Origin of the sequence: Rhodococcus sp. NPDC056743 (assembly GCF_042790355.1) — a bacterium.
Taxonomy (GTDB): domain Bacteria; phylum Actinomycetota; class Actinomycetes; order Mycobacteriales; family Mycobacteriaceae; genus Rhodococcus_F.
The window spans coordinates 384,268-397,395 of sequence record NZ_JBHTZI010000004.1 but is presented as its reverse complement, the minus strand read 5'-3'; the positions used below and the strand labels follow the sequence as shown (position 1 = coordinate 397,395).

The window sequence follows — 13,128 nt, the reverse complement described above, 5'->3', positions numbered from 1 at the left end:
GTGATGACCATCCGTAATGTGGAACACGTTCTAACTTACATTGAAACACAAGCCTGCTTACTAGGAAAGGAAACAGTAGACAGCTCTTGCTTCTAGCTAAGAACTTGTTCTACTTTTTCAATACAAGGAAAGGAACCCACCGTGGGCACACCAGTAATCGTCGAGGCCGTCCGCACACCGATCGGTAAGCGCGGAGGCTGGCTCGCCGGCCTGCACGCCGCCGAAATTCTCGGAGCTGCCCAGAAGGGTCTTCTCGATCGCTCGGGAATCGACCCGATGTTGATCGAGCAAGTGATCGGCGGCTGCGTCACCCAAGCGGGCGCACAGTCCAACAACATCACCCGCACAGCATGGCTGCACGCCGGACTGCCCTGGCAGACCGGTGCCACCACCGTCGACTGCCAATGCGGATCCGCGCAGCAGGCCAATCACCTGATTGCCGGCTTGATCGCCACCGGTGCGATCGACGCCGGAATCGCCTGCGGTATCGAAGCGATGAGCCAGGTCCCGCTCGGAGCCAATGTCGGAACCCTGGCTGGACCACGTCGGCCCGCCACTTGGGACATCGACCTGCCCGACCAGTTCGGAGCCGCCGAGCGCATCGCGCGTCGTCGCGGACTGACCAGAGAGGATCTCGAAGCTCTCGGCGTCCGCTCCCAGGCCCTCGCCAAGCAGGCCTGGGAAGAAGGCCGCTTCGATCGCGAGGTACTCGAGCTGTCGGCACCCCAGATCGACAAGGAAGGCAACCTGACGGGCGAAACCAAGCTGGTCAATCGCGACCAGGGCCTGCGTGACACGACGGCCGAGGCCCTGGCTCGCCTGAAGCCGGTCATGGAGGGCGCAATCCACACTGCCGGAACGTCTTCGCAGATCTCCGACGGCGCAGCGGCCGTCCTGCTCATGGACGAGGACAAGGCCCGCGCTCTCGGCTTGAAGCCGCGCGCTCGCATCGTTGCCCAGGCTCTCGTCGGATCCGAACCCGAGTTCCACCTCGACGGTCCGGTCCAGGCCACGACCCGCGTACTCGAGAAGAGCGGCATGAAGATCGGCGACCTCGATCTCTTCGAGGTCAACGAAGCGTTTGCCTCTGTCGCCCTGTCCTGGGCTCAGGTTCACGAGCCGGATTTCGACAATGTCAACGTCAACGGCGGCGCTCTGGCACTCGGCCATCCGGTCGGCAGCACCGGCTCGCGACTGATCACGACGGCGCTGCACGAACTCGAGCGCCGCGACGGTTCCACTGCGTTGATCACGATGTGCGCCGGCGGCGCACTGGCCACCGGCACGATCATCGAGCGCATCTGACATGAGCGCTCCCCCAGCTAAACCCAAGGGACTCGACGCCAAGGCGACAGTCACGATCATCAAGTGGATGTCGAAGGCCAACGTCGCGATGTATCGGGCGACCGACGGATTGCTGGGCAGCAAGTGGCGGGTCGGCAGCGCGTTTCCACGCGGGCTGCCGATCTGCCTGCTCACGACGACCGGGCGTAAGTCCGGCGAGGAACGAATCAGTCCGCTTCTGTTTCTCGAGGACGACGACAACGTAATTCTGGTGGCGTCGCAAGGCGGTCTGCCTAAGAACCCGATGTGGTATCTCAATGTCAAGGCCGATCCCGTGGTGACCGTTCAGATCAAGTCACGCGTGCGGTCGATGAAAGCTCGTGTCGCCACCGAAGACGAACGCGCTCGGTTGTGGCCCAAACTGGTGGCGATGTATGCCGACTTCGACAACTACCAAGCCTGGACCGATCGGGTTATCCCGGTAATCGTGTGTGAACCACTCATATCGAAGTGAACAATTTGTTTACAACAAAGTGTTTACAATGCCGACGGTTCATGCAACCCTGACATGCATGACCGATGACCAATTCCGACCGATCGAGCCCGGCCGAGAGCGCGCACATCGCGAGTACGCCGGGCTCTTTCGGATCAACGAACGACACGGAGCGACCGAGAGCCAACGCGCCAGACAATCCCTCCCCCACATGCTCGAGCCGTACGGCGCGATCCGCGTCGTCGGCGGTCTCGCCGCGGGCAGCAGCACACTCGAACCCGGCGAACCGGACATCGACGACGCCGATGTCATGGCCGCCTTGAGCCTGATCCCCAAAGCCCGCGCCGAAATGGACCAGGACGAAGCACTCTTCCTCGCGGTCGCACGCAAACGCGGGATGACGTGGCAGGACATCGCGTTCGGACTCGGCCTCGGCAGCACTCAGGCTGCACGTCAGCGCTACGAACGACTCGTCCGGCGCACCACAGGCTGAACACGTGCCATAACGTGCAAGTTGGAGCACTATTGACCAGTACGGTCCGCACGGCAAGCGCTTGTAGCCTCGAACAACAAGGAGTCGCATTTATGACGACGCACATTCAAGATCAGATCCTGGACCGTCGCGAGCTCACTGCCGCACTTGTTCGCGCCTTGGAACGCCGACACGAGGTCTTGGACGCCGTTGTCGACAGCGCCGATCATCAGGCAGCAGTGGCCACGGTTGCAGAACTGCTCGGAACGTCGGAGTCCAACGCGGAAGCCGTGTTGGGCCTCAAGTTCAGCGCACTGACCAAGGCAGCACGCGACCGCATTCAGGGCGAACTCGAGAACCTCGACGCCACCTTGGAATGGACCGCCGTGGATCGCCCGGCAAGCAGCGGTGTGAACTTCAACCTGCGCCCGTTCAGCGGCAGCGCCGACGATGCAGCACTGTTCGCGGAGCGGTCCGCGGAGCAGCTCGACGACAACGGCGCTCCGTGGGCCTCCGATCGCGTCGAGTCGGAGCGCACCGCAGGCCTGGGCCGCATCGACGACGAAAGTGCGGCTTGGTTTGTGGCTGAGGATCTTTCGTCTGACACTCCGGCGAGCGTCGGCCTGGTTTTCGGTGAGCTCACCGATCAGGAAGTGAACGTCGCGATCTGGATCGCGCCGCAAGCCCGGAAGAAGGGCTACGGCACGGCGTGCATCAAGCACGCTCGCCGCGAACTTGCCGCCGAATTCCCTGGCACTGTTCTGGTGGTTCGGGCGAAGGCATGACCATGTGCTGTGCGCCTTTGTCAACCGCCCGCGGTTGATAAAGGCGCACAGCAGTATTAGCGCGCGTACATGATCACGCCAACTCCGGCTAGGCAGATCAGCGCACCGGCGATGTCGAATCGATCAGGGCGGAAACCGTCCATCACCACTGCCCACAGCAAGGATCCGGCGACGAATACGCCGCCGTACGCAGCGAGGATGCGACCGAAGTTGGCGTCGGGCTGCATCGTCGCGACCAGTCCGTACAGACCGAGCGAGATCACGCCGAGGCCGACCCAGATCCAGCCCTTGTTCTCGCGAATTCCCTGCCACACCAGCCAGGCTCCACCGATTTCGAGTACGGCAGCGAGGACAAAAAGCAGAAGCGAACGAGCAACGGTCATGTTCGGAACACTCAGGCGCTGCTAGCGGTTCCAGTCACCCAGACCGTCGGCGCCGCTGAGGATTCCACCGGCGGTGTTCTGCACGATGACGGGGTCGCCCTTGCCGGCGTTCTCGAAGAACCACTTGGCGTTCTCGGTGCTGACGTTGAGGCAACCATGGCTCACATTGGTGAAGCCCTGTTGCGCAACGGACCACGGTGCTGCGTGAACGAAGATGCCACTGTAGGAAATCCGTGAGGCGTATTCGACGTAAGTCCGGTAGCCCTCGGGTGAATCGATCGGAACTCCGTAGGTGGACGAATCCATGTACATGTCACGCAACTGCTCGCCGACGATGTACGTGCCGTTGGGAGTTTCGTGCCCCGGCTTGCCGAACGACGTCGGCATGGTGCGAACCACTTCACCGTTGCGGGTGACGGTGATCTGCTTCGTGTTGTCGTCCGCAACCGTGACCAGTGCGTCGCCGATGCTGAACGTGGAATGCGAATCGCCGGCGTCGACGGTCACGGAGATGTTCGCGGGCCAGAACTGCGTCGGCTTCCATCGCACCTGGCTGTTGTTGATCCAGTAGAAGTTGCCCTCGACCGGCGGACTGGTGGTGACGCGAATTGCACGTTCCGCGGTGGCACGGTCATCGATCGATTCGTTGAAGCGAATGATGACAGGCTGCGCGATTCCGACCCGCTCACCGTTGGACGGGTTCACCGACGGTGCCGAGAAGTTGGGAACCGGGGCGGGGATCTGATCCGCTGTACCCATGAAACCCGGGAGCGCCGGGTCAAGGCCGGCAACACCTGCGACGACGGGTACGGGAATTTCCGGACCACCGGGAAAGAGCGGGAAAGCCGCTGCCGGTCCGGCAAAGGTGAGGCCTGCAGCCACTACTCCGACAACCGCCACAGCTATCCGGGACGTCCGACGCACTCGCTTGCTGACCATCTCACTACTTTCCTTCGACAACGTGCCTTTGCTGGTCATGCGTGGCTGACGTCGATACCCGCCTGGCATCGACGTCAACGCGCCATTCGGAGCAAACCGCACAATTCCCTTGTAATTAACACATAAAACGAGAAATCCAGCAATACGAAGGTTCGCTGAACCGTAGCTGTCAACGGTCATGTTGCACCCGTTTCCAGGTTTGGTGGCGTCCCCTTCGGTGAATCCGTTTTTCAGCTTCCGTATCCGACGGGATCGCCCCTTTCCGTTCTGCGACGGAGGTGCACGTGAATTGGAGCGCCGCAGTTCCGGACAGTGCGTTGTGGCTGGCAAAGGCATACACGATCACCGCCGCCGCCTTCGCGATCACGGCAATTCTGCTGGCCCGCTTCACTCATTGGGGTAGCCAGTTTCGACGGATGGCCTGGCCGTACTTCAACCCCCGTCGCAGCCCCGTCCCGTTACTGATTCTTGCGACACTCCTGCTACTCACGGTGTGGGCTGTGCGCGTGACGGTGTTGTTCTCGTACTGGTACAAGGATTTCTACGACACGATTCAGAACCTCGACGAAGCCGGATTCTGGCACTACCTCGGAGTGTTCGCCATCTTGGCGGTCATCCACGTCGTGAGTTCACTCCTCACGTACTTCGTCGGGCAGGCCCTCGTCATCAATTGGCGCGTCTGGCTCAACAACAATCTGACCGACGATTGGCTCGACGGTCTCGCGTACTACCGCGGAGAATTCCTGCGCGACCCGATCGACAATCCGGATCAACGTATCCAGGCGGACATCACCGAATTCGTCACGTCAGCCAATACGTTGTCGATGGGTGCCGTCACCGCGATGGTGTCGATAGTGAGCTTCACCGCGATCCTGTGGAATCTCTCCGGGCCGTTGACCATTTTCGGTACCGAGATTCCACGGGCGATGATCTTCCTGGTCTACATCTATGTACTGGTGACCACGGCGTTGGCATTCTGGATCGGCCGACCGCTGATCATGCTGAACTTCCTGAACGAGAAATTCGGCGCGACCTTTCGCTATGCATTGGTGCGGTTGCGGGAGTACGGCGAAAGTATCGCGTTCTATCGCGGAGAGGACGTCGAGCGTCGAACTCTCGCAACACGCTTCGCTGCCGTGATCCGCAACATGTGGGCCATCGTATTCCGGACACTGAAGTTCAGCGGCTTCAACCTCGCCGTGAACCAGACCGCGGTCATCTTCCCGTTCTTGGTGCAGGGCGATCGGTTGTTCAAGGGGCAGGTCACTTTCGGCGACGTCATGCAGACCGCGCAGGCGTTCGGCCAAGTCCACGATTCGCTGTCGTTCTTCCGCGAGTCGTACGCCGATTTCGCGAGTTTTCGCGCCACCCTCATACGCTTGACCGGCCTCGCCGACGCCGACAAACGAGCTCGGGCGCTACCGACGCTCGACGTCTCGGACAGTGGAGATCAACTCGTCATCCGAAAACTCCACGTATGCAAGCCGTCCGGCGAAACGCTGATCTCCGAACTGAATCTGACACTCGATCACGGCGACGCCTTGCTCGTCAAAGGTGCGTCCGGCAGCGGTAAGACCACTTTGCTACGGAGCCTCGCACAATTGTGGCCGTACGCGGACGGGTCGGTAACCCGGCCGACGGGTAAGTCTCTCTTCCTTTCCCAGCGCCCGTATCTGCCGCTGGGGTCGCTGCGCACCGGACTCGCGTATCCGGGTCAATCGATCGCCCCCGACGGCAGGCTCCACGAGCTACTCGACCAAGTGCATCTGGCGCATCTGACCGACCGCCTCGACGAAGTAGCCGATTGGACCCGAATCCTGTCTCCGGGAGAACAGCAGCGACTCTCGTTTGCCAGGGTCGTTCTGGCCAGGCCCCGCACCGTGTTCCTCGACGAAGCTACATCCGCGATCGACGAAGGCCTCGAATACGCTCTCTACCGTATGCTTCGCAGCGAACTGCCCGACAGCATCATGGTCAGCGTGGGGCATCGCAGCACCCTCGACGTCTTTCACAATCGGCAACTCGAACTGCAGGGTTCGGGACAATGGTCACTCACCGAGCACGTGGGTTGAACGATCTCCGCTAGCCTTCCTCGCGAGCGGCCGCGAGCATCGATTCGATCGAAATGAGCTTGGTTCGCGGACGGCCGACTGCCGCACCGGATGCGCGCTCTGCCTTGTCGATTCGCTGCCAACCCTGGTAGTCCACCTGATCCGGTGACCTGTCGGCCAGAAGTACCGTCAACTTCTCCGCTTCGGCGCTCGGCGTCGCAAGGCGTCCAGCTGCGAAGTCGTCGAAAATCATCGAGACGGTTTCGGCCGAGCAGTACTTGTTCGTGCCGATCACACCGGTTGGCCCACGCTTGATCCACCCCGCCGCGTAGACGCCCGGCATGGGCATCCCTGATTCCGGATCGATCACTCGGCCGTTCTCGTTCGGGATCACACCCCGTGCGTCGTCGAACGGTAGGTCCGCGACGGGCGTTCCTCGATACCCGACGGAGCGCAATACCAGTCCGGTGTCGAGGGTCTCGGTTTCTTCTGTGGGCCGCGCGGACAATTGACCGGTGGGTGTTGCGACCAGTTCGTTCTTCACGATGCGAATCTGCTCCGCACTGCCATCGCCGAGGATTTCCTCCGGCGAGGTGAGGAATCGGAGAACAATGCGCTTACGGGTGGGATCGGCTGTGTGCGAGGCAAATTCCTGCGCCTGCTTCACCTTGAGAAGCACCGACGGCTCGGCTGCGTCGCTCTCGACAAAAGCTCGACTCGAATCGTCGAGTTCCGCCTCTGCCGGATCCACGATGACGTCCACATCAGTCATCTGGCCAAGCGCCAGCAGTTCGGGGTTGGTGTAGGCGGCCTGGGCCGGACCCCGACGACCGAGGATCACCACTTCACGAATATTGCTGTTACGCAACGCTTCGAGGGCATGATCCGCAAGGTCCGTCTTGGCCAGAACCTCGGGGTCCGTGACAAGTATGCGCGCGACGTCGAGCGCAACGTTGCCGTTGCCGACGATGACGGCCCGCTCCCCCGACAGATCGAAACTACGGTCGGCGTAACTCGGATGACCGTTGTACCAGGCTACGAATTCGGTAGCGGCATGACTTCCCGGAAGATCTTCACCGGGAATATCGAGCTTGCGGTCACCCGCCGCGCCCACCGCGTAGATCACCGCATGATGGTGCTCGAGCAGTTCGGTATGCGAAATATGCTTGCCCACCTCGACATTGAAATGGCAGTGCACCGTCTTCTTCGACACAACGGCCCGGAACTGGTCGGTGACGCCCTTGGTACCCGGGTGATCGGGAGCCACCCCCGCTCGAACCAAACCGTATGGCGTCGGCAGGCGATCGAAGATGTCGACCTCGACCCGCGGCTTGCCGGTCAGTTCCATGGCGGCGTAACACGCAGCCGGCCCCGAACCGACTATCGCGACCCGCAGTGTCCCTAACTCCGGAGCGATCTTGGCCATGGTTATCGGTTCCGGCCAGTCCGGCCCCATCGGATGCTTCTCGAAGTACGACGCGTTCATCTCGAGGTACGGCGCGTCGGCTTCGGCAAGTTCGTTGTCGGCGTAGATGGCCTCGACCGGGCACTCGTCCACACAGGCACCGCAATCGATGCACGTGTCCGGGTCGATGTAGAGCATTTCCGTGGTGGCGAACTGGGCTTCGTCGGGCGTCGGATGAATGCAGTTGACCGGGCACACGTCCACGCACGAGGCGTCGTTACAGCACGGCTGCGTGATCACATACGCCATTGCTCTCCCCTATCCCTGAACCACAAAGCACATCTACTTTCCAGACTATAACGTGTTCCAATTTGGTGCGAGAACGGTTTTCAGATCACGCCGTTGCGTTTCAACAAGTCAACTGCGGAAACGGTGGCATGACCACGCCATTCAAGTGCGGCAGCGGGTGAATAACTGTCGAAATCCACTGTCCATCCACCGTCGTCGCACTGCTGCGACGCCAACGCGGACAGTTCCTCCTCGATCACGCCCCCGCTGAACAATGTGCGGGTCGGGCCTCCCGGATACGGCGAGAAATCGAGCGGCCGCATGTACTCGTCGACGGCACCCCCGTCCACGTGCACCAATCCGTCGGGAGGAATCAACGCACCGAGCTTTGCCACCAACCGAACCTCGTTCGCTGCGTCGAGGAACTGCAACGCAAACGCCAATTCGAGAGCGCTGAACGTCTCGGCACGCTCGATTGCGCCCAGGCAGAATCGAACCGCCGAGACGAGCCAGGGATGCCGGGCCACCGCGGAATCGAAGTCGGCCACCCGTAGCGCCTTAGCGCACACGATGCTCGTGATCTGCAACGACGACACCGTCGGATCCGCATCGACCCAGAACGGCGCGCAACCCGCCGATTCGGAAATCGGAAGAGCAAAGGGCAAACCACCGTCGACGAGCGATATCGACTGCAACCAGTCGCACAATTCCAGCGCCCGTGGGGTCACCGTACCGACATCGGCAAAAACCTCGAACGCATGCAGTGCGCCACCGGGTTGGCTACTTGACGAACGCAGGTCCGGCTCGAGACCCCAGCCGTACCCACCGTCGGGATTGCGGTAGCCCTCGACGGACGCCAATGCACCATCCCGGTCACCGTGTCCCAGAACCAAATTCAACCGGTGACGGTCGAGTATCCGGCCGTTGCCGGCCAGAAATCGTTTTGCTGCCGCAAGGTCGACGACCATTTCCCCTCCCTCGCTATGTTCGACGCGCCAACTCCTGTGCCTCGGCTCCCAGCCTGGCGAGACGAAGGTCGCCGAGTGCTGTTACGGCACTACCCAATCGGTTGGTCGTGAAACCCAAGGACAGGCCGCTGTCGAGATCGGCGTACGCGCCCGAACCACCGACGCCGTAATGTCCGATGGCGTTTCGCGGTTGACGCCGTGCTGCGATGATCGGCGGGTGATAACCGAGAGCCCAATTGGGCCGAACGGCAAGCACGTAGTCACGCTCGCGCGTTTGAATGGCCGCCATCTGTTCGATGGTGGACTCTTTCAGGAACCGCTTTCCATCGAGCATGCCGCCGTTGGCAATTGCCGCATACATTCTGGCCAGCGCCCGCGCGCTGAAGACTCCGTTCCAACCCGGCATCACCGTGTCGTGCACCGCCGGATTACGAACCATCACGTCGAACCCGTCGGGCATCGCCGCCTCGGCCAGACCGCGAGTTGGGCCGACATGAGAGAGAACCGTGGAGGCAAACGCCCAGTTCAGACCTGCCGGATTGATGTGTGGAAACAGTTTCGCGATACGCGTCCGCTCGGTGATGGGTACCCGGAACCAGAATTCGTCGACACCGAGCGGCTTCGCGATCTCTGCCTGGACTACGTCGGTGAAGGGCAGTCCAGTCACCCGCGCTACCAACTCGGCTAACAACCATCCGTAGGTCACCGCGTGGTACCCGGGCCCCTTGAGCCGGCGCGGATCCGGCTTGCTCGCAGCCAGCGCGGCAACTACGGCGTCGTAGTCCATGAGATCAAGTGGATTGCGCATCAACCCACGCACCTTGTGCAGGCCGGCGCGATGCGTCATCAATTCACGAACGGTGATCGTGTCTTTGCCTGCGGCGCCGAACTCGGGCCAGTACTGCGCAACGGGTGCGTCGTAATCGATCAATCCACGCTCAGCCAAACGATGTACGACGGTACTGGCCACGCCTTTGCCGGTGGAGAACGAGAGCGAGATCGTGTCGTGGTCCCAGCGGCGGTCACGGTCGGCATATCCGGCCCAGATGTCGAGCACTTTCTCGCCGCCCTGGTACGCAACCAACGCGCCGCCGCCTTGCTGCGGTTGCCGGTACATCGCAAAGAACCGGTCTGCCAGTGGCAGGAATCGACGATCCACATACAACTCAGTCCGCGCCGGTGACTCTGCGTGTGCGAGTGAACCGCGCCGTGCGTTTGCCGTCATCGCGTCCTCCGATCCCCGTTTGATCACGGCAACTGCCCTGATCGACCCACCACAGCTTTACATCCTTGTGACCGGTGTCACGATGTGAACTGTAGTGCGAGGTAGCGTCACGGCAGCGTCCAGGTCGATATTCCATCGCTGAAACACCCCTGAGCAGTCGCGATATTGAAAACCAGCGCAGGACCCCCGCCGCAGATCGCGCCAACGTCGGCGTCACCGACAGCGGCGCGACCGCCTGGGCCTGCCAAGACGAGCGCAAAGGGTGACGCGGTGCGGCCGAGAGCCAACGAATCCCGTCCGAAAGCAATGGCAGCAAGCATGCCACCGCGTGTTTCCGCCGCCGCGACACCACCGAACATCGCAAGCCCGGCAGATGTGCCGCCGTCACGCGAGTCTGCGGCCCCCACTCCGTCACCTTCGACATGCGAGATGGCGGAACTGCCTGGATCGGCCACCGCCCGGCAAGCCGACGAGCCGTCCACCAGAGTTTGGTCGATTCCTCTCGCCGAGCAGTCCAATGTTGCGGCCGACGAGGGTGCGGTAGCACCAACAATGCTCAGAGCAGCGATTATCCCGCCGCCCATCAATAATCCGGTTACCCGTGCGCTCCGGTGATCCATTTGCCCCTCACAATGCACTCGCGAGTCTCGGATTTGTCCGTTTCAGACGCTACTCGGTTTCCGGCTCCTTCCGATCTCGATCGCGACTCGGTTGTACCCGTTTCGGCTCACCTGGCATTTTCGGGTAGTTGGGCGGATAAGGAAGGTCTCCCAATCCAGCCGCAATGTCCTTGTCGAACATTTCCAGAAGAACATCGAGCTCGAAGGCCTTCTCGTGCATCCCTGCCATCGGATCACCGCGGTCGGCGAGCAGACTCGGGACCGTCGCGATAGTGCAGTCATCAGGATGCACGTCACGCAGTTCGTCCCACGTCACCGGCGTCGACACGGTTGCAATCGGCGTCTTGCGCGCAGAATAGGCTGCGGCAATCGTTCTGTCCCTGGCATTTTGGTTGAAGTCGATGAAGATCCGCTCGCCACGTTCTTCCTTCCACCACGCCGTTGTCGCCCGATCGCCGCTGCGTCGTTCGACTTCACGAGCAAGAGCAATTCCCGCGTGGCGAACCTCGATGAAATCCCAACGCGGAGCGATCGGAATGTACACGTGCAGGCCCCGTCCGCCGGATGTCTTGGGGAACCCTTCCAGACCCAACTCCGACAGCAATGGACGCAGTACCTCGTCGGCGATCGCGACGGCCTCCGCGAAACCGGTACCGGGCTGCGGATCGAAGTCGATCCGCAATTCGTCCGGGTGATCGGTATCCGGGCAGCGCACTGCCCATGGATGGAACGTGATGGTTCCGAGGTTTGCTGCCCACACGATGTTGGCAGCGCTCTGCACTCGTAGGACATCGGCCTTGCGCCCGGACGGAAACGTGACCTCACAGGATTCGACGTGTTCAGGTCGTTTCGCCGGCAACCGTTTCTGGTAGACCTCTTCGCCTTCGATACCGTCGGGGAAACGTTGAAGGTGCGTCGGCCGATCCTTCAGTGCGGCCACCGCGGCGCCCTGTAACGCGACTGTGCGGTAGTACTCCACAAGCTGACGTTTGGTTCCGCCTTCTGCGCCCAATTGCGGATAGTAGATCTTGTCGGGGCTGGAGAGACGGACCGCGATTCCGTCGACATCCAGTTCCACTGCCGGACTGGCCATCACACACCACCTGCAAGGACATCCGCGAAGTCGTACCGCACCGGAACCTCCAACTGATCGAACGTGCACTCGTCGGGAATTCGATCCGGACGCCACCGCAGAAAACGCGCTGCGTGCCGGAAGCGTTCCCCTTCCATTTGGTCGTATGCCACTTCCAACACCCGCTCCGGGCGGAGCGGAACCCACGAGCGGTCGGCCGCCGACTTCCATCGGCTTGCCTCCCCTTCGGCCACCACGTCCTCGCCGACGCGAAGCGGTTCGAGTTCTTCCAGCAACTCGATGCGCCGCGCCGCGGTGAATGCCGAAGCGCCCCCGACCATCTTCAATTCGGAGCCGTCGAACAAACCCAGCAGCATGGATCCGATCCCCGGTTGGCTCTTGTGCGGACGATATCCGAGCAGTACGACATCTGCGGTTCGGGCGTGCTTGACCTTGATCATCTCGCGCTTGTTCGGCAGGTAGGGGCCGACCAGCTTCTTGGCGATCACACCGTCCAGACCAGCGCCTTCGAACATCTCGAACCATCGCATCGCCTCAGCACTGTCGAAAGTGGCAGCCGTGACATGGCAGCTGAGACCGCCGCCGATCGTGTCGACCAACAATGCGCGTCGTAGCGTGAAATCTTCGGCCGCTACATCCCGATCTCCTAGCGCCAACAGGTCGAATCCGACAAATTGCGCTGGTGTCTGTTCGGCGAGCAGTTTCACCCGGCTGGCCGCCGGATGGATACGTTCGGACAGCGCTTCCCAACTCAGCCGCGTCACACCGTTCACTTCCCGCGGAACAACGAGCTCGCCGTCCACCACGCATCTGTCAGGCAGTTCCGCCTTCACCGCTTCGACGATTTCGGGAAAGTACCGAGCCAAGTCCTTTCCTCCTCGAGAACCGAGGACCACCTCCTCCCCGTCGCGGAAGACAATCGACCGAAAGCCATCCCATTTCGGTTCGTACGACCACATCGGCTCATCGGATTCGGGTTGTACCGGCACTGTCGTAGCGGCCTTCGCCAACATCGGGGCGAGCGGCGGCATCTGAGGGAGGTCCACCCACTCATACTGACAGTCCAATTCGCAATTCGACTAGCGGTCAGTTGGAATAGACCCCGAACAGTTCAAGATCTAG

General features: G+C 61.5%; 13 protein-coding genes. 5 read left to right on the top strand and 8 right to left on the bottom strand.

Features of this window, described 5'->3' with window-relative positions:
- The first annotated feature begins 141 nt into the window (after positions 1–141).
- The 4 genes from ACFRFQ_RS11850 to ACFRFQ_RS11835 all read left to right on the top strand — a co-directional run bounded on the left by ACFRFQ_RS11850 (position 142) and on the right by ACFRFQ_RS11835 (position 3,034).
- A complete protein-coding gene (locus ACFRFQ_RS11850) occupies positions 142–1,305 on the top strand; it encodes a steroid 3-ketoacyl-CoA thiolase (RefSeq protein ID WP_138871943.1) in 1,164 nt (387 codons plus the stop codon).
- A 1-nt stretch (position 1,306) separates the two neighbouring features.
- Positions 1,307–1,798, top strand: a complete 492-nt coding sequence (locus tag ACFRFQ_RS11845) for a nitroreductase family deazaflavin-dependent oxidoreductase (RefSeq protein ID WP_378657192.1) — start codon at positions 1,307–1,309, stop codon at positions 1,796–1,798.
- A 58-nt stretch (positions 1,799–1,856) separates the two neighbouring features.
- Positions 1,857–2,270 carry a DNA-binding protein gene (locus ACFRFQ_RS11840; protein ID WP_378657190.1) on the top strand — a complete coding sequence of 138 codons (414 nt, stop codon included), beginning with the start codon at positions 1,857–1,859 and terminating at the stop codon, positions 2,268–2,270.
- 92 nt (positions 2,271–2,362) lie between these two features.
- Positions 2,363–3,034, top strand: coding sequence for a GNAT family N-acetyltransferase (locus ACFRFQ_RS11835; RefSeq protein ID WP_378657187.1), 672 nt, complete (start codon positions 2,363–2,365; stop codon positions 3,032–3,034).
- Between the two features lie 56 nt (positions 3,035–3,090).
- Here the strand turns inward: ACFRFQ_RS11835 and ACFRFQ_RS11830 are convergent, their stop codons facing one another.
- Together ACFRFQ_RS11830 and ACFRFQ_RS11825 are read right to left on the bottom strand one after the other, a co-directional pair.
- A complete protein-coding gene (locus ACFRFQ_RS11830) occupies positions 3,091–3,417 on the bottom strand; it encodes a YnfA family protein (protein ID WP_378657184.1) in 327 nt (108 codons plus the stop codon).
- Positions 3,418–3,438: 21 nt separating this feature from the next.
- Positions 3,439–4,356, bottom strand: a complete 918-nt coding sequence (locus ACFRFQ_RS11825; RefSeq protein ID WP_378657180.1) for an Ig-like domain-containing protein — start codon at positions 4,354–4,356, stop codon at positions 3,439–3,441.
- A gap of 284 nt (positions 4,357–4,640) precedes the next feature.
- On the opposite strand from ACFRFQ_RS11825, the gene ACFRFQ_RS11820 reads away from it, so the two are divergent.
- The gene (locus ACFRFQ_RS11820) at positions 4,641–6,428 is read left to right on the top strand and encodes an ABC transporter ATP-binding protein/permease (RefSeq protein WP_378657177.1); all 1,788 of its coding nucleotides are present in this window, start codon (positions 4,641–4,643) and stop codon (positions 6,426–6,428) included.
- Positions 6,429–6,438: 10 nt separating this feature from the next.
- Here ACFRFQ_RS11820 and ACFRFQ_RS11815 read toward each other — a convergent pair whose 3' ends face one another.
- From ACFRFQ_RS11815 to ACFRFQ_RS11790, 6 genes are all read right to left on the bottom strand, one after another.
- Positions 6,439–8,121, bottom strand: a complete 1,683-nt coding sequence (locus ACFRFQ_RS11815) for an FAD-dependent oxidoreductase (RefSeq protein WP_378657174.1) — start codon at positions 8,119–8,121, stop codon at positions 6,439–6,441.
- Positions 8,122–8,201: 80 nt separating this feature from the next.
- A complete protein-coding gene (locus tag ACFRFQ_RS11810; RefSeq protein ID WP_378657171.1) occupies positions 8,202–9,068 on the bottom strand; it encodes a hypothetical protein in 867 nt (288 codons plus the stop codon).
- A gap of 13 nt (positions 9,069–9,081) precedes the next feature.
- Positions 9,082–10,293, bottom strand: coding sequence for a serine hydrolase domain-containing protein (locus ACFRFQ_RS11805; protein ID WP_378657168.1), 1,212 nt, complete (start codon positions 10,291–10,293; stop codon positions 9,082–9,084).
- Between the two features lie 107 nt (positions 10,294–10,400).
- The gene (locus tag ACFRFQ_RS11800) at positions 10,401–10,913 is read right to left on the bottom strand and encodes a DUF6764 family protein (protein ID WP_378657166.1); all 513 of its coding nucleotides are present in this window, start codon (positions 10,911–10,913) and stop codon (positions 10,401–10,403) included.
- Between the two features lie 49 nt (positions 10,914–10,962).
- Positions 10,963–12,006 carry a non-homologous end-joining DNA ligase gene (gene ligD, locus ACFRFQ_RS11795; protein ID WP_378657163.1) on the bottom strand — a complete coding sequence of 348 codons (1,044 nt, stop codon included), beginning with the start codon at positions 12,004–12,006 and terminating at the stop codon, positions 10,963–10,965.
- Positions 12,006–13,052 (bottom strand): ATP-dependent DNA ligase, encoded by a 1,047-nt coding sequence (locus ACFRFQ_RS11790; RefSeq protein WP_378657160.1) that lies wholly within the window; start codon positions 13,050–13,052, stop codon positions 12,006–12,008. The genes ligD and ACFRFQ_RS11790 overlap by 1 nt, the downstream gene beginning before the upstream one ends.
- Positions 13,053–13,128 lie beyond the last annotated feature (76 nt).